This is a genomic window from Pedobacter vanadiisoli, assembly GCF_042684385.1.
Lineage (GTDB): Bacteria > Bacteroidota > Bacteroidia > Sphingobacteriales > Sphingobacteriaceae > Pedobacter > Pedobacter vanadiisoli.
In genome coordinates this window covers 1-15,177 of sequence record NZ_JBHULL010000030.1, presented here as the reverse complement: position 1 = coordinate 15,177, position 15,177 = coordinate 1, and the positions used below count along the sequence as shown (strand labels likewise).

General features: G+C 37.9%; 15 protein-coding genes. 10 read left to right on the top strand and 5 right to left on the bottom strand.

Annotation, left to right across the window (positions count from 1 at the left end; translation table 11 throughout):
• Window positions 1-247: 247 nt before the first annotated feature.
• From ACFSR6_RS17745 to ACFSR6_RS17735, 3 genes are all read left to right on the top strand, one after another.
• Window positions 248-2,164, top strand: a complete 1,917-nt coding sequence (locus ACFSR6_RS17745) for an AMP-dependent synthetase/ligase (protein ID WP_379081308.1) — start codon at window positions 248-250, stop codon at window positions 2,162-2,164.
• 101 nt (window positions 2,165-2,265) lie between these two features.
• Complete coding sequence (gene lysS, locus ACFSR6_RS17740; RefSeq protein ID WP_379081306.1) at window positions 2,266-3,975, top strand: lysine--tRNA ligase; 1,710 nt, start codon at window positions 2,266-2,268, stop codon at window positions 3,973-3,975.
• Between the two features lie 126 nt (window positions 3,976-4,101).
• The gene (locus tag ACFSR6_RS17735; RefSeq protein ID WP_343522080.1) at window positions 4,102-4,314 is read left to right on the top strand and encodes a hypothetical protein; all 213 of its coding nucleotides are present in this window, start codon (window positions 4,102-4,104) and stop codon (window positions 4,312-4,314) included.
• Between the two features lie 95 nt (window positions 4,315-4,409).
• On the opposite strand, the gene ACFSR6_RS17730 is transcribed toward ACFSR6_RS17735, so the two are convergent.
• Complete coding sequence (locus ACFSR6_RS17730; protein ID WP_379081304.1) at window positions 4,410-4,964, bottom strand: pyridoxamine 5'-phosphate oxidase family protein; 555 nt, start codon at window positions 4,962-4,964, stop codon at window positions 4,410-4,412.
• Between the two features lie 151 nt (window positions 4,965-5,115).
• On the opposite strand from ACFSR6_RS17730, the gene ACFSR6_RS17725 reads away from it, so the two are divergent.
• A complete protein-coding gene (locus ACFSR6_RS17725) occupies window positions 5,116-5,613 on the top strand; it encodes a YdeI/OmpD-associated family protein (RefSeq protein WP_379081302.1) in 498 nt (165 codons plus the stop codon).
• Window positions 5,614-5,694: 81 nt separating this feature from the next.
• Here ACFSR6_RS17725 and ACFSR6_RS17720 read toward each other — a convergent pair whose 3' ends face one another.
• Window positions 5,695-7,716 (bottom strand): M3 family metallopeptidase, encoded by a 2,022-nt coding sequence (locus ACFSR6_RS17720; RefSeq protein ID WP_379081299.1) that lies wholly within the window; start codon window positions 7,714-7,716, stop codon window positions 5,695-5,697.
• 114 nt (window positions 7,717-7,830) lie between these two features.
• Window positions 7,831-8,370 (bottom strand): DUF2892 domain-containing protein, encoded by a 540-nt coding sequence (locus ACFSR6_RS17715; protein ID WP_379081297.1) that lies wholly within the window; start codon window positions 8,368-8,370, stop codon window positions 7,831-7,833.
• Window positions 8,371-8,484: 114 nt separating this feature from the next.
• On the opposite strand from ACFSR6_RS17715, the gene ACFSR6_RS17710 reads away from it, so the two are divergent.
• From ACFSR6_RS17710 to ACFSR6_RS17695, 4 genes are all read left to right on the top strand, one after another.
• Complete coding sequence (locus ACFSR6_RS17710) at window positions 8,485-9,003, top strand: thioredoxin family protein (protein ID WP_379081295.1); 519 nt, start codon at window positions 8,485-8,487, stop codon at window positions 9,001-9,003.
• Window positions 9,004-9,198: 195 nt separating this feature from the next.
• Entirely contained in the window at window positions 9,199-9,879 is a 681-nt protein-coding gene (gene ung, locus ACFSR6_RS17705; protein WP_379081293.1) for a uracil-DNA glycosylase, read from the top strand.
• A complete protein-coding gene (locus ACFSR6_RS17700) occupies window positions 9,879-10,526 on the top strand; it encodes an alpha/beta hydrolase (protein WP_379081290.1) in 648 nt (215 codons plus the stop codon). Before ung ends, ACFSR6_RS17700 begins: the two co-directional genes overlap by 1 nt.
• A 74-nt stretch (window positions 10,527-10,600) precedes the next feature.
• Window positions 10,601-11,014: a GxxExxY protein gene (locus ACFSR6_RS17695; RefSeq protein WP_379081288.1), complete on the top strand. Its 414-nt coding sequence runs from the start codon at window positions 10,601-10,603 to the stop codon at window positions 11,012-11,014.
• A 116-nt stretch (window positions 11,015-11,130) separates the two neighbouring features.
• Here the strand turns inward: ACFSR6_RS17695 and ACFSR6_RS17690 are convergent, their stop codons facing one another.
• A complete protein-coding gene (locus ACFSR6_RS17690) occupies window positions 11,131-11,601 on the bottom strand; it encodes an Lrp/AsnC family transcriptional regulator (protein WP_025142637.1) in 471 nt (156 codons plus the stop codon).
• 127 nt (window positions 11,602-11,728) lie between these two features.
• On the opposite strand from ACFSR6_RS17690, the gene ACFSR6_RS17685 reads away from it, so the two are divergent.
• Both ACFSR6_RS17685 and ACFSR6_RS17680 read left to right on the top strand, forming a co-directional pair.
• Complete coding sequence (locus ACFSR6_RS17685) at window positions 11,729-12,391, top strand: metal-dependent transcriptional regulator (RefSeq protein ID WP_379081286.1); 663 nt, start codon at window positions 11,729-11,731, stop codon at window positions 12,389-12,391.
• On the top strand, window positions 12,378-14,243 hold the full coding sequence (locus ACFSR6_RS17680) for an Nramp family divalent metal transporter (RefSeq protein ID WP_379081284.1): 1,866 nt from the start codon (window positions 12,378-12,380) through the stop codon (window positions 14,241-14,243). Before ACFSR6_RS17685 ends, ACFSR6_RS17680 begins: the two co-directional genes overlap by 14 nt.
• A 23-nt stretch (window positions 14,244-14,266) precedes the next feature.
• Here the strand turns inward: ACFSR6_RS17680 and ACFSR6_RS17675 are convergent, their stop codons facing one another.
• Window positions 14,267-14,746 carry a TlpA family protein disulfide reductase gene (locus ACFSR6_RS17675; RefSeq protein ID WP_379081281.1) on the bottom strand — a complete coding sequence of 160 codons (480 nt, stop codon included), beginning with the start codon at window positions 14,744-14,746 and terminating at the stop codon, window positions 14,267-14,269.
• Window positions 14,747-15,177 lie beyond the last annotated feature (431 nt).

Genomic DNA, 15,177 nt, shown 5'->3' with positions numbered 1-15,177 from the left:
TTAGGCATAAAAACCTTGACGATATATTAATGTGCCGCTACCGTTTTAGGTAATCTGATTTATAATTTAAGAAAAGTAATCGTTCTTTGCCTTAAATAAAATATCAAAACAAATCTAAAGGACGATATCGAAGTGAAACCAAAGCAGTATTAAAACTACCTAAACATCGAAACCCTTAAGCCAATTTGTATTTTTAAACCAAAAAGCGTTATAATTGTTAATTATAATCAGCGAATCAATTACGAGCATGCCACTAATTAACGAATTTTCAACTGTTCCTACCTTATTAAGGAATGTTGTAAAAAATATACATAAACCTGCGGAAACTTTCCTGATCCATAAGCAAGGTGCGGAATGGGCAGAAATTTCTTACGAAGATACCCTTAAAAGGGCCGATGCCGTGTCAGCGTTCTTTTTAGAAAAAGGAATAAAAAAAGGTGATCGCCTGGGCTTGATGATCGAAAATTCGCCTGAATATGTATACTATGATCAGGGCATTCAGCAGATCGGTGCCATCAATGTTTCCATTTATCCTACCCTTTCTGAGCAGGAAGTGGCTTATATCATCAACGATTCTGGCATAAAATCCATTCTTATCGGGAATAATTTCCTATACCGTAAAGTTTTAAAAGTTGCTCCAAACTGTAAGGAACTAAAATACATCATCCCGGCATTTAAGGATTTTGAAAAAGTGACTGTTCCGGCTGATGTTAACGTAGAAATAATTGCTTTTTCAGATATTCTTGCACTTAAACATCAGGTTACAGCTGCCGAAAGGGCCGAAATTGATCAGTGCAGGAGTTTAGTGTTGCCACAGGATGTTTCTTCATTAATTTATACCTCAGGCACCACCGGAACGCCCAAAGGCGTAATGCTTACGCATCATAATTTTGTTAAAAATGTTGAGGTTTGCCTGCAACAGATCCCTGTGATAGATCAAACTGAAACTTTTCTTTCTTTTTTACCATTATCGCATGTATTCGAGCGCACGGCTACCTATCATGTTTGCTGCGCACAGGGCTGTAAAATTGCATTTGCACAAAGTTTAGAGTTATTGGCGAAAAACATGGGCGAAGTACGCCCGACGGTGATGAGCTGCGTTCCGCGTTTATTGGAGCGGATACATGATAAAGCGATAAAAGGAGGAACTGCAGGAGGCGGTACCAGAGCCAGGATATTTACCTGGGCCTTAGAAATCGGTAATAAATACCGGGTAGCTAAAGAAGCAGGCGAAAAACCAGGTTTAATCTTATCGGCAAAAAAAGGAATTGCAGAGAAACTGGTATTCAGCAAAATTAAAGAAAAAACCGGGGGAAGATTAAAATTCATGATTTCTGGCGGAGCTGCCTTACCTAAAAATGTGGGGGAGTTTTTTGGCGATCTGGGCATTAAAATACTGGAAGGATTCGGTTTAACAGAAACCTCACCTGTAATGTCGGTAACGGAGTACCACCGGCAGGTTTATGGCACGGTAGGACGTGTTATACCAGGTATAGAAGTGGCTATACAGGATGTAGAAAGTAAAGAAATGCTGACCATACAAACGCATAATACTTTTGAAGAAAATTTTGAATGTGCAGAAGGGGAAGTAATTGTGCGTGGACACTGCGTAATGAAAGGTTATTTCAATAAACCTGCAGAAACTGCTGAAGCGATTGACAAAGATATGTGGTTCCACACGGGAGATATCGGCCGTTTTTATAAAGGAAATTTGCAGATTACAGATCGTTTAAAAAACATGATTGTTAATGCCTACGGCAAAAACGTATATCCTACGCCTGTAGAAAATATCTATCTGAAAAGCCCGAAGATTGATCAGTTATTCCTGATTGGTGATAAACGCGAATTTATTACCGCTATCATTATCCCGAACAGGGAAACTCTGGAAGAAACCTTTAAACTAAAACCTTCGTTTTTTGAAGAGGCTGATCCTTTTATCCGCAATCCCGAAATTGTTGATTGGATGGAGCAGGACATCAAAAAGATCTCAAACGAACTGGCCAAATTTGAACGTATCAAAAACTTTAAGATCAAACGCAACCCTTTCAATATCGATGAAGGTGAAATTACGCCAACCATGAAAGTTAAACGCCGCATTGTAGAAAAAAAATATGCCGAGGCCATTAACGAAATGTATGAGGAAGGCGTAGAAGCTGAATCATAATCGAAACCCGGCTTTCGAAAAAATCAATTTCTATCATATTATGACTACTTCGTTCCTCACAATGACGAAGTAAATTCTTACTTTTGCAAAAAATACCCGAAATGAGTATAGGATTATCAGAACAAGAGCAATTACGACGTGAGTCGTTAAAACAATTACGCCAGTTAGGCATTGAGCCTTACCCCGCAGAAGCTTATGAAATTAACGTAACTGCTGCAGATATTTTAGCCAATTACGAAAAAGATAAAACCGCTTATAAGACTGTTAGTTTAGCCGGTCGTATAATGGGACGCAATATAATGGGGGCCGCGTCTTTTGCTGAATTACAGGATTCAACCGGTCGTATCCAGATTTATTTAAAAAGAGATGAACTTTGTCCTGGCGATGATAAAACCCTTTACAATACGGTATTTAAGAAGCTTTTAGACATCGGCGATTTTATCGGTGTAAAAGGTTATGTTTTTACTACGCAAACCGGTGAAATATCTATTCACGTCACTGAATTTAAAGTTTTAGCTAAATCACTACGTCCCCTGCCGATTGTTAAACGTGATGATGAAGGAAACGTTTATGATGGCTTTACCAACCCAGAGTTGCGTTACCGCATGCGTTACGTAGATTTAACAGTAAATCCTGATTACAAACAGATTTTCATCAAACGCAGCAAGGTGATCAATACCATGCGCAGTTATTTTGACAACCAGGGCTGGATGGAAGTGGAAACCCCTATCCTGCAGCCTATTCATGGAGGCGCCGCCGCACGTCCGTTTGCTACGCACCACAATACCCTTGATATGCCGCTTTACCTGCGTATTGCCAATGAACTTTACCTGAAAAGGTTGATCGTTGCCGGTTTCGATGGTGTTTATGAGTTCGGCAAAATGTTCCGTAATGAAGGTATGGACCGTACACATAATCCTGAGTTTACTTCAATGGAAATCTATGTGGCCTATAAAGATTATATCTGGATGATGGCTATGGTAGAAGAATGTCTGGAGAAAGTGGCTGTTGCCACAACCGGTTCAGCCATAGTAAAAGTGGGCAATAACGAAATTAATTTCGAAGGGCCTTACGAGAAACTAACCATGTACGAATCGATCCAAAAATATACAGGCATTGATGTTTCTAGCATGACCGAAGATGAAATTGCCCAAACCTGTAAAGATTTAGACATTGAAATCGACTCGACCATGGGCCGTGGTAAACTGATTGATGAGATTTTCGGAACAAAAGTAGAAGCCAACTTAATTCAGCCAACTTACATTACTGATTATCCAATTGAGATGACACCATTGGCTAAAAAACACCGTAATGCTGAAGGTTTAGTGGAACGTTTTGAGTTATTTGTGAATGGAAAGGAAATCGCCAATGCGTATTCAGAATTAAACGATCCGATTGATCAGAAAGAGCGTTTAGAAGATCAATTGAAGTTAGCAGCGCGTGGCGATGATGAAGCGATGGCCATGGATGATGATTTTGTACGTGCTTTAGAATATGGTATGCCGCCTACTTCTGGTTTAGGTATTGGTATTGACCGTTTGGTGATGTTGATGACCAATCAAAGTACCATCCAGGAAGTTTTATTCTTCCCGCAAATGCGTCCGGAAAAAAAGAAGATAGAATTAACGCCAGAAGAAACTGAACTGTATTCGCTGGTTACTGAAGGAGAGCAATATCTTTTAGCCGACGTAAAAGCTAAATTGGCCGACTGGAGCAATAAAAAATGGGATACCACGCTAAAATCATTAACCAGTAAGGGTATTTTAAAAGTAGCTAAAACTGACGATGGCCTGTTTTTATCACAGAAATAGAAAGTTGAACGTATAAAACACCATTTTGGTGTTAACATAAACATAACAAAAACTTAAAAGGCTTGCTAACAATTGTTTAGCAGGCCTTTTCTATATTTACGCTCACCGACAATCAAATAATATACTATGAATACGTCAAGTTTAGAAATCAACGAAAGAGAATACTGCATCAAATTAAGTAAAGATGCCTTCGATTTAACTTTAGTACGCCAGTTGATCAAAAGAATCCAGGCAGAAGCTTTATTTTTCTCCAGAAAAGAAGCTGAAGAAGATGATATCTTAAGCAAAAGGGCACAAAGAGAAGAATTTGAAGGATTCGATTATTTAGGAGACAAGTAGTCAATTGTGAGTCTGCAATTTTCGGTTTGCAGTTAATTTAACGATTAACCAGTTAACCGCTTTAAACGGTTAACCAATTTAAACACTTGAGCCAACTAATCAACGTTTAAAGCTCCTTCTACCGAATCATCCATTGTTTTTCCTGTAATTACGGATGTCGCCATTTTTAAAAATGCAACAGCTGTACCATGTTTGGTATCCCAATAATACCCTTCAGATGGGATCACTTTAATCAGCGTGAGGTTTGGGTCGTCTTTCCCTCCCTGAAACCAGGTTTTAATAAACGGACTCCAAAGTTCGTCAATCTTATTTTGATCCCTGCTGATTTCCGAAATACCATAAATGTTTACAAAACCTGAATGCGCTCCTGCCTGAAATAGCAAATGTGTAAAGGGATCGGCAGAAACTTCATCATTTTTGCGGCTGTCTTTCATGCTCATAAACCAAATATTACCTTCATCATCAACCTGCTGAATAGCCATTGGCCTTACCGATAAGGGTACACCAGTTTTAATATTGGTACAGAAAAAGCAGCTTTCGGCTTTTTCTGCCAGTTCTTTAAGTTTTTCGATGGCTGCTTTGCCATCAAGATCTTTAATGTTGTTTTCTTCCTGAGTATTGTTTGTACTTCCTTCTTGTGATGTTGCCATAGTAATGAGTTTATATAAACTACAATGGAAAATTGAGTTTGGTTTTAACTTTCTGGCAAATGCCCTTAGATGAAGGGTGCAGAGGTACGCTACAGTGTTTGATTTATTGGCCAAAATTATGGAGTTTTGATCAAAGGCAATATCTTTAATAATGGACATCAAAAAACCGAAAGCTTTTCAGGCGGAGATTAAAATTATAGGCATTAACCCTTTTGTGTTTGTACCAGAAGATGTGCTGAACTATGTTTTTCATCAATCAGGAAAAAACAAAGGACAATTTCCGGTGAGGATGAAAATTGATGGTTACGAGTTTAAACAAACCTTAGTTAAATATGCCGGAGCCTGGCGTTTGTACCTAAACACGCCAATGCGAAAAGCAGCTGGAAAAGAAGTTGGTGATACTGCAATTTTCCAAATTGAATTTGACACAGAAGAACGGATAATAAATGCAAATCCTAAGTTTATAGCGGCTTTAACAGAAAATAAGCAGGCCAAGGATATATTTGATGGTTTGCCCCCCTATTTACAGAAGGAAATTATACGTTATATTGCCAACCTTAAAACGGAAGAATCGGTAGACCGAAATATAAAAAAGGCAATTCAGTTTCTTTTAGGCAAAGAACGGTTTATTGGTAGAGACGGGATTTAAAGCAATAATTTTCAGAACGTGAATTGGGGATTATAGTACAAAGGCCAATTGCTAACTGTCCTTTGTACTATATACTGCTGTTTATAATAATCCCCGCTTTTTAAGCATGGGTTTAATATCAGGATGATGCCCCCTGAAATCAAAAAACATCTTACCAAGATCTTCGGTATTTCCTTTAGATAAAATCATATCCCTAAACCGCTGACCATTTGCCCTGGTTAACCCTCCATTCTCCTGGAACCACGAAAAAGCATCATTTTCGAGCATAGAAGTCCAGCTGTAAGCATAATAACCTGCAGCATAGCCATTACTCCAGATGTGCAGAAAATAGCTGGAACGGTAACGTGGTGGCACGTAGGATAAATTTAAATTGGTTTTCTTTAAAGCCTCGGTTTCAAACTTGTCTACATCCTGCAATGGTGAGCCCGGAGCAATGGTATGCCATTGCATATCCAGATCGGCTGCTGCCAAAGCCTCAGTAAAAATATAGCCTTGATTAAACGAACTTGCTTTTTTAATCTTGTCTAATAGTGCTTGTGGCATTTGTGCACCTGTTTGGTAATGAAGGGCGTAATTCTTTAATATTTTTGGATCAGAAGCCCAATGCTCATTAAACTGGGAAGGAAATTCCACATAATCGCGGGCTACATTCGTACCTGAAAGACTAGGATATTGCTGATTGGCAAATAGCCCGTGTAAGCCATGTCCAAATTCATGGAACATCGTTGTCACATCATCAAAACTAATTAATGCAGGTTTCCCGGCTTCGGGTTTGGCAAAATTGCAGACATTATAAATTACCGGTATGGTACCGAACAGCTTAGACTGTGGAACAAGGTTGTCCATCCAGGCACCCCCATCTTTGTTATCACGTTTATAATAATCACAATAAAACAAACCTAATTGTTTCCCATTTTTGTCTATTACATCAAAAACACGAACATCTTCCTGGTAAACGGGTAAATCTTTACGTTCTTTAAAGGTAATGCCGTAAAGCTGTGTTGCAGCATAAAAAACGCCGTTAATGAGCACTTTATTCAGTTCAAAATAGGGTTTAACCTCGTTTTCATCCAAATCGAATTTTGCTTTACGAACTTGTTCTGCATAAAAATCCCAATCCCATGGTTCGAGTTTAAAACCTCCTTTTTGCTGATCGATTACTGCCTGTATATCTGCTGCTTCGCTTTTTGCCTTAGCCGTAGCAGCCGGAATAACTTTCTTAAAAAACTCTTCTACAGCTTCCGGCGTTTTAGCCATCTGATTCTGCAGTTTCCATGCAGCATAATTTTTAAAGCCAAGCAATGCAGCCTGGGCAGAACGGATTTGCGCAATTCTTGAGATTATTTTACGGGTATCATTCGCATCGCCTTTTTCTGCCCTGTTCCATGACTTTTTAAAAAGTTCTTCTCTTTTGGCGCGATCGGTCATTGATTGCAGTTCGGGCTGCTGGGTAGTATTTTTTAACCCTTTACCTGCCGCCTGTAACTGTGCGGTAAATTTAGCGCTCAATGTAGCTTCTTCTTTATTCAGCTCTTTAAGCTTGGCTTTGTCTACATCAGATAGCTTGGCTCCTGCCAGTTCAAACTTTTGGTAATAATATTCCAGCAAGCGTAAGGATTCGGCATCAAGTTTCAGTTGATCCTTCTGCTTATAAAGGGTTTCTACCCGGTTAAAAAGTTTGGTATTTAAATAAATTGCATCGCTATTTGCAGTTAATTTAGGTGCCTCTTCTTCTTTAACCTTTTGCAATTCAGGGTTTGTATTGGCACCTGTAAGCAGGTTAAAAACCATACTTGTGCGGCTTAAAAGTTGTCCGCTTTTTTCGATAGCCAAAATGGTATTTTCAAAACTAGGCGCATCAGCCTGTTCAGCAATTTTCCGGATTTCATCCATTTGCTGCTTCATGCCTTCTTCCAGGGCCGGTTTAAAATCGCCGTTTTTAATTTTATCGAAAGCTGGGGCATGAAAGGCAAGTTCGCTTACTTTAAAAAAAGGATTTGCAGGGGAAAAACTTCCAATGCTTTCTTCAGCCTCCTTTTTGTTATTGCAAGCACCAAAAACGGCCAAGAAGGCCAGCATGGGTAAATAAGATACTTTTTTCATGAATATTTAAAAGTTAAGTTATCCATAAAAATAGCAATTTATAAGCTGCAATTTCAAACAAACAAAATTGAGCTGAAATAATAAAGCCATTCCGGTTAAGAAATGGCTTTAAGTTTATCTGTAACGAACCTGCTGTTGCTTGTCCATCATGCCCATCTGATCTTTCATCTGTTTAATCTGATCTGCTAATAATTTGTTTTTATCTGCTTTTTTAGCTTCAGCAAGGTACATGGTGGCTTCGCGTTTATTACGTTTAGCCATGGCAATACCGGCTAAACTTAATTTTGCCAGTGCCACATTATGGTCCATCTGCATGCCTAGAGCAAGTGATTTTTTGAAATATTTTTCACTTTGCATCGGTGCTGTCCTACTTTCAATTAAACCGATCAATAAATTATAGTAACCGTGCTGAACTTTGATTAATTGAGTCTCGTAGTTGGTAATCCGATCCAAAAACATTTTTGCCATCGGCATGTTATCCTTTCTAAGGAACCATTGTGCTAAAAGCATATTCTCATTAAAGAAATAAGTTACGAGTACAATTATCCCCAATAAAATGGCAATAATGCCCCACGGCCAGAAACCGAAAACAAATAAAGCTACTGCGCCACCGAGTAAAGCAAACCCCGCAATTAATCTGATAATATTTGGCATAAATTTTAATCTAATATTTTTTTTTGCAAATATCGTGTTTAAATGGCAGAAATTAGATTTTAAAACAATAATTTCATTAAAAATTACAAAGCTCAAAAAAAACAGTTCATCGATATGAAAACCCTATTATCTATAACCTTAATCTTACTTGCAATGAACGTTTCTGCACAAGAAGTAAATAAAAAAATCCACGATCAGGTCCATAATAAAGATATTCTGATTAATGCCTGCACACGTGAAGGCATTACTACTTTTCCTGAATTTAAGGAAATGTACGATCCGCTTTATGCTGCTTATGTACCGGATGCCGCAACAATGATCGAACTTAAAAAACTGGTTAAAAACGAAAAGATCAAAATCATTTTAGGCACCTGGTGTGGCGACAGTAAGGCAAATATTCCGAACTTTTTTAAGATTTTAGACGCATTACATTTTAAAGAAAAAAACATAGAAATTATTTCAGTTGATGGCAATAAAAAAGCTGAAAATGGCATTTTAGATGGTCTTGACGTTTTGAGGGTGCCTACATTTATTGTTTTCGATAAAAAAGGAAAAGAACTGGGCAGAATTATTGAAGGTCCAAAGGCAAGCCTTGAAGGCGATTTATTAGCAATATACAAGAAGAAATCTTAAACTTTTTGAGCGTTGTTTTGATTCTTGGTCCATAGTCTAATGGTTCAATAGTTGATAGTCCATTGGTTTATATAACCTTACTAGTCATTAACCATGATCTATCAAACCATTGACTAAAAAATTCATTTACCAGGCATGCTCGAAATCCATTTTACATTATAAATCTTACATTTAATACATCTTACATCAATTATTATGTCTGCAGCATTAGAACCAGGTTGGTTAGCCGTTTTAGAGGAAGAATTTGAAAAAGACTACATGAAAAGCCTAAAGTCATTTTTATTGGAAGAGAAAAACAAGGGCGTAACAGTTTATCCAAAGGGCGCAGATATTTTTAATGCATTAAACACCACCCCTTTTGACCAGGTTAAGGTGGTGATATTGGGACAGGATCCATATCACGGTGCAGGTCAGGCACATGGATTATCTTTTTCAGTACAGCGTGGTGTGGCAGTTCCACCTTCATTAAAGAATATTTATAAGGAGTTGGAAAGCGATATTGAAGGTTTTAAAACACCAAATCACGGTCATTTGACCCACTGGGCAGAACAGGGGGTATTGTTGCTGAATGCAACATTAACGGTCCGTGCTTCGGAGGCCGGATCGCACCAAAACCGTGGTTGGGAAATTTTTACAGATGAAATTATTAAAGCATTATCCCAAAAACGCGAACACATAGTTTTCTTGTTATGGGGTAAATACGCTCAACAAAAGGCAGCATTAATTGATCAAAAAAAGCATTATGTACTCACTGCTGCGCATCCATCGCCATTTTCTGCCTATAATGGTTTTTTTGGATCTAAACACTTTTCAAAAGCCAACCAGCTTTTGGTGCAGAACAACTTAAAACCTATCGACTGGAACCTGCCGGCATAATGAATACTTACTTTATCAGTGGTTTAGGTGCCGATAAAAGAATCTTTTCAAAGCTTAAACTCGATGAAAAAATCAATATCATTCATATCGATTGGATTGATCCGGTTAAAAATGAATCGCTGGCCGCTTATGCAGAAAGGTTGGGCAAAGTTATAGACAGTTCTCAACCTTTTGCTTTGGTTGGCGTTTCTTTTGGCGGCATGATCGCAATAGAAATAGCGAAAGTCTTAAAACCAGTTACTACCGTTATTATTTCAAGCACCATGTTAAGTGCTCATCTGCCTGCTATATACCGCTTTGCAGGAAAACTTCGCTTATTAAAATTTATTCCGGCCAAGCTTTTAAAATCATCGAACAAACTCACACAGAATTATTATTTTGGTACAAGATCGGGCAGTGAGAAAACATTGCTGGGCAAAATTATTAAGGACACAGATCCCTATTTTTTGAAATGGGCCATAGGAAGTATATTAAGCTGGGACAATAAGATTAAACCAGAAAGAACTTTTCACATTCATGGTACGAATGATAAAATCCTATATTCTAAACAATCAAAGCCCGATTTTGTGATCCAAAAAGGAACACACTTTATGGTTTATCAAAATGCCACGGAAATCTCAGGAATTATTGATAAATTGCTTCTATAATTTTGCTGGTTAATTCAATCAACGAATGTATCAAATCATCCCCATAAAACATTATTAACTATTTAATGGATTTTATGATGATGAACAAAACTTTTCTGGACAATTTAGAATACAAGATTACAGGCGCTTGTATTGAAGTAAACAAAGTTCTAGGCCCCGGATTACTTGAAAGTGTATACCAAAAGTGTCTGATGAGAGAACTACAGCTTCAAAATATAAATTTTACCGCAGAACATTTAATTTTGCTTTCTTATAAAGATGCATTATTAGATACTGAGCTTAAAGTAGATTTAGTGATTGAGAATTGCATAGTACTGGAACTGAAAGCGATCGAGAAAATATTACCAATTCATGAAGCTCAGATTTTAACATATATGAAATTGCTCAAGATACCTAAGGGGCTATTGATAAATTTCAATTCAACCAATATTGTACATCATGGAAAAAAAAGCTTTGTTAATGAATTTATGTACGATATAGACTCTTAAGATAAAAGTATGAATACCCAACTTAGATGATCTCAGGTGGCTTAGGTGGTAAAAATTAGATAACCACCTAAGTCACCTGAGGACACCTTAGCTTTTTAATTGCTCCAACGCTTGGATTAATATTCCAACGGCACAATAGGCTCTTTTTTGGTAGTCGACATGATCATCATCGTTTGGAAAGTTTTAACCACCGAAATTTTACTGATCTTATCCATAATTAACCTTTCATAGGCCTTAATGTCTTTCACATACACTTTTAACAGAAAGTCAGCCTGTCCGGTTACGTGGTGGCACTCTGTAATTTCCTTGATCTGGTTTACCTCATCCAAAAAGATCTGGATGGTATTGTTTTTATGAAAATCGAGCTGGATCTGGATAAAAGTCTTAATCCCTAATCCCAGTTTTTCTTCATCCACTAAAGCATGATAACTTTTGATATATCCTGCCATTTCCAGTTTGCGCACACGTTCTAATGTTGGAGCAGGCGACAAACCTATTTCTTGAGACAAAAGTAAATTGGTAATTCTTCCGTTTTCTTGAAGGATTCTTAAAATTTTAAAGTCAATTTTATCTAATTCAGATGCCATAGGGTGTTAAAGGTATTTGAGATTACAAACATAACCAAATTATATTCTAAATTTTAACATAATTTATCATATATATTTTAAATAAAAATTTTTAGATTTACCTAAAAATTTAATTAGATAAATATAAATGCAAAGTTATACGGAAGAGAACTATCTGAAGATTATTTATCATCTCGCCGAGAAAACAACCAATGTACAAACCAATGCTATTGCAGAGCAGATGCAAACCAAACCCGCATCGGTTACCGACATGATCAAAAAATTAGCAGATAAAGGTTTGGTCGATTATATAAAATACCAGGGTGTAACTTTAACAGAGACCGGAAAAAATACAGCGATTGATATTGTACGCAAGCATAGGCTATGGGAAGTTTTTTTGGTAAACAAATTAAACTTTAAATGGGATGAGGTACATGATGTGGCCGAAGAATTAGAACATATTAAATCAATTGAGTTGATTGAGAGATTGGATGAATTTTTAGGTTTCCCAAAAGCAGATCCCCATGGTGACCCAATTCCCGATAAAAACGGAAGATTTGCCAAAACCCAGTTTATTAAACTCATCGAATTAAAAGTTGGCGACTCTGGCACCATTACCGGCGTTAGCCAGCACAGCTCAGCATTTTTAAAACATTTGGAAAAGCTGGGACTTACATTGGGCAAACAAATCCAAATCAGCGATATTACCGATTTCGATGGTTCAGTAGAAATCAAATTATCCGACAAACAGATAAATATAAGCAGAGAAGTTGCAAAACATATTTTAATCAGCAGTAATGGCAAAAACTGAATCGTTAAGTGAAGTACATCAGAGTGTAAATACAGATAAACGGAAAGGCTGGAGAAAGATTTTAGCGTTCATCGGTCCAGCCTATTTAATCAGTGTAGGCTATATGGATCCGGGCAATTGGGCCACCGACCTGGCCGGAGGCAGTAAATTCGGGTACCAATTGATATGGGTTTTGCTCATGTCGAACCTCATTGCACTGCTTTTACAATCATTAAGTGCCCGTTTGGGCATTGTACGTGGACTGGATTTAGCCCAGGCCTCAAAACAGGCTTATCCGCGCTGGGCAAACATTCCATTGTTTGCATTGGCACAAACAGCCATTATTGCCTGCGATCTGGCCGAAATTATTGGAATGGCCATCGGTTTACAGCTTTTATTTGGATTGCCGCTCATCTGGGGCATATCCATTACCATTTTCGATACCATTTTACTACTTTTCTTATTAAACAAGGGAATGAGGGCCATGGAAGGCTTTATTGTTTCGATGGTCTTTATCGTTGGGATTTCCTTTTTGGTCGAAATGTTTATTGTGGAGCCTTCTTTAAAAGAAATCGCAAAAGGGTTTGAACCTTCTATATTAAATGGCGATGCCCTTTATATTGCCATCGGGATTATCGGGGCAACTGTAATGCCACATAACCTATACCTTCATTCATCCCTGGTGCAAACGAGAAAGATTGAACGGAGCAACAAAGGGATAAAAGAAGCCTTAAAATTTAACCTGATTGATACTACGGTAGCGCTAAACCTCGCTTTTTTTGTTAACGCGGCGATATTGATCCTCGCTGCAGCAGCTTTCTATAAAAACGGCCTGCACGAAGTGGCCGAAATACAGGATGCGCATAAACTACTTTCGAATATTTTTGGCCATGTGGCCCCAACCCTATTTGCCATCGCACTAATTGCCGCCGGACAGAGCTCTACAGTAACGGGAACCTTAGCCGGACAGATTATTATGGAAGGGCATATCAATTTAAGAATTCAGCCCTGGTTGCGCCGCTTAATTACCCGTTTATTGGCCGTTATCCCTGCATTTTTTACTATTCTTCATTATGGAGACGATGCCCTTGGCGGATTATTGGTGTTAAGTCAGGTGGTGTTGAGCCTGCAACTGGGTTTTGCCATTATCCCACTGATCCATTTTACCTCAGATAAAAAACTGATGAAAGATTTTGCGATCAAACCATGGGTAAAGGTATTGGCCTGGGCAAGTGCCATTACCATTATTGCGCTTAATGTAAAACTGGTAATTGAAGAAATAAGCGGTTGGGCAAAAGAAGCAAACAACTGGTGGATTTACGTAATTGTACTACCTGTGCTGATCCTGATCGTACTGCTATTACTTTACATTTTTTTCCATCCTTTATTAGAGCGAAAAAAAGAAACCTGGAGGCAGCTTGTACCTCATGGAAATGCCCTGGATATCGGTAAAATTGATAAAATTAATTATAAACGGATCGGTATTGCTGTCGATTTTTCTAAAAACGATAAAAACACCATCCGTCATGCCTTAATCCAGGGAGGTAAAGACGCCCATTATTACCTGATCCATGTGGTAGAAACGGCTGCAGCACGCTACCTTGGAAAGGATGTAATGGACCATGAGACGAAAAGCGATGCCGAAAACCTCGAAAAATACCGCGCCAATCTTGAAGATCTGGGTTACGATTCTACCCCTTTTATCGGATTTGGAAGTACGGGCAAAGCTATTGCCGGTATCAGTAACCAGCATGAAATAGAACTTCTTGTGATGGGCGCGCACGGACACAAGGGTTTAAAAGACCTTATATTTGGCACAACAGTTGATTCCGTGAGGCACAAGGTAAATATTCCTGTATTGATTATCAGGTAAAATTGTTCAGCTATAAATTATGATTATTTATTCACAACCTTAATAAGCTTATTGATGCCTCCATCGCCCGATTGGTACATTAATAATTTACCTGCCGGTGAGTATAAATACATGGAAGGGTATTGTTTCGGTAAAAATGTTGGAATAAACATGCGTTTTTTATCCTGTAATACCAATACATTAGGTTTTGAATTTAAACCTTTGGCATAAGAATCGAAAAACTGTGGAATGATGTAACCTTCATCCATCGTAATCATATAGATATTTATATCCTTAAACTTGGCATAATTAGCATTCAGGATTTTGCTTTCACGCTGGCAATGCTCACAGGTACAATCGAATAGTATAAAGAGATTCTTTTTGCCTTGTTTAATATCGGTATTGGAAAAAGCTTTTCCATCCAGGCGGTAAAAAGTAAATTGGGGCAACAAAGTTGGCTGTTGTGCTTTTACCTGAAAAGTAAGGGCTAATAATAAGATTAAAAATAGGTTTCTGAACTTCATTTTAGGTATTTTATGTCCAAACTTAATTGAATAAATACGAACTTAATAATATATCCTTAGCTTTTACAAACTGATGAACATTTTTATCCAGGAGAAGTCAGGGTTAAATGCACATTTTCTGGAAACTTGCCCCTTCCTAATACAAGCATCATAATTAGAAAACGAATGTCAGTTTTTCATAGGTGCTGTTGTCCCGCCATCCGCTTTACTCCGTTGCACTGCGTGTTCGCTCCTGTCGGGTTTAAGGAACAAGGGGCTTGTAAGATGATGAAAGGTTTGTTTCCTTGCACCGGCCTACGTTAAATAAACCCGTATTCTATGGTTTTTGCAAATAAATTTTAAAATATTTAAGCAGCAATACCAAGATCTTTCTTATAAGGCCTTTCTTTCAATACTGCTGCAAAAGCCCTGCTGACAAGCTTATTCCTAAG

Bases quoted from the DNA above. Each gene is read 5' to 3' on its own strand.
- ACFSR6_RS17685 (WP_379081286.1), top strand. From the start codon at position 11,729: ATGCAAAGTTATACGGAAGAGAACTATCTGAAGATTATTTATCATCTC.
- ung (WP_379081293.1), top strand. From the start codon at position 9,199: ATGTCTGCAGCATTAGAACCAGGTTGGTTAGCCGTTTTAGAGGAAGAA.
- ACFSR6_RS17715 (WP_379081297.1), bottom strand. From the start codon at position 8,370: ATGCCAAATATTATCAGATTAATTGCGGGGTTTGCTTTACTCGGTGGC.
- ACFSR6_RS17700 (WP_379081290.1), top strand. From the start codon at position 9,879: ATGAATACTTACTTTATCAGTGGTTTAGGTGCCGATAAAAGAATCTTT.
- ACFSR6_RS17730 (WP_379081304.1), bottom strand. From the start codon at position 4,964: ATGGCAACATCACAAGAAGGAAGTACAAACAATACTCAGGAAGAAAAC.
- ACFSR6_RS17725 (WP_379081302.1), top strand. From the start codon at position 5,116: ATGGACATCAAAAAACCGAAAGCTTTTCAGGCGGAGATTAAAATTATA.
- ACFSR6_RS17675 (WP_379081281.1), bottom strand. From the start codon at position 14,746: ATGAAGTTCAGAAACCTATTTTTAATCTTATTATTAGCCCTTACTTTT.
- lysS (WP_379081306.1), top strand. From the start codon at position 2,266: ATGAGTATAGGATTATCAGAACAAGAGCAATTACGACGTGAGTCGTTA.
- ACFSR6_RS17745 (WP_379081308.1), top strand. From the start codon at position 248: ATGCCACTAATTAACGAATTTTCAACTGTTCCTACCTTATTAAGGAAT.
- ACFSR6_RS17690 (WP_025142637.1), bottom strand. From the start codon at position 11,601: ATGGCATCTGAATTAGATAAAATTGACTTTAAAATTTTAAGAATCCTT.
- ACFSR6_RS17735 (WP_343522080.1), top strand. From the start codon at position 4,102: ATGAATACGTCAAGTTTAGAAATCAACGAAAGAGAATACTGCATCAAA.
- ACFSR6_RS17720 (WP_379081299.1), bottom strand. From the start codon at position 7,716: ATGAAAAAAGTATCTTATTTACCCATGCTGGCCTTCTTGGCCGTTTTT.
- ACFSR6_RS17695 (WP_379081288.1), top strand. From the start codon at position 10,601: ATGATGATGAACAAAACTTTTCTGGACAATTTAGAATACAAGATTACA.
- ACFSR6_RS17710 (WP_379081295.1), top strand. From the start codon at position 8,485: ATGAAAACCCTATTATCTATAACCTTAATCTTACTTGCAATGAACGTT.
- ACFSR6_RS17680 (WP_379081284.1), top strand. From the start codon at position 12,378: ATGGCAAAAACTGAATCGTTAAGTGAAGTACATCAGAGTGTAAATACA.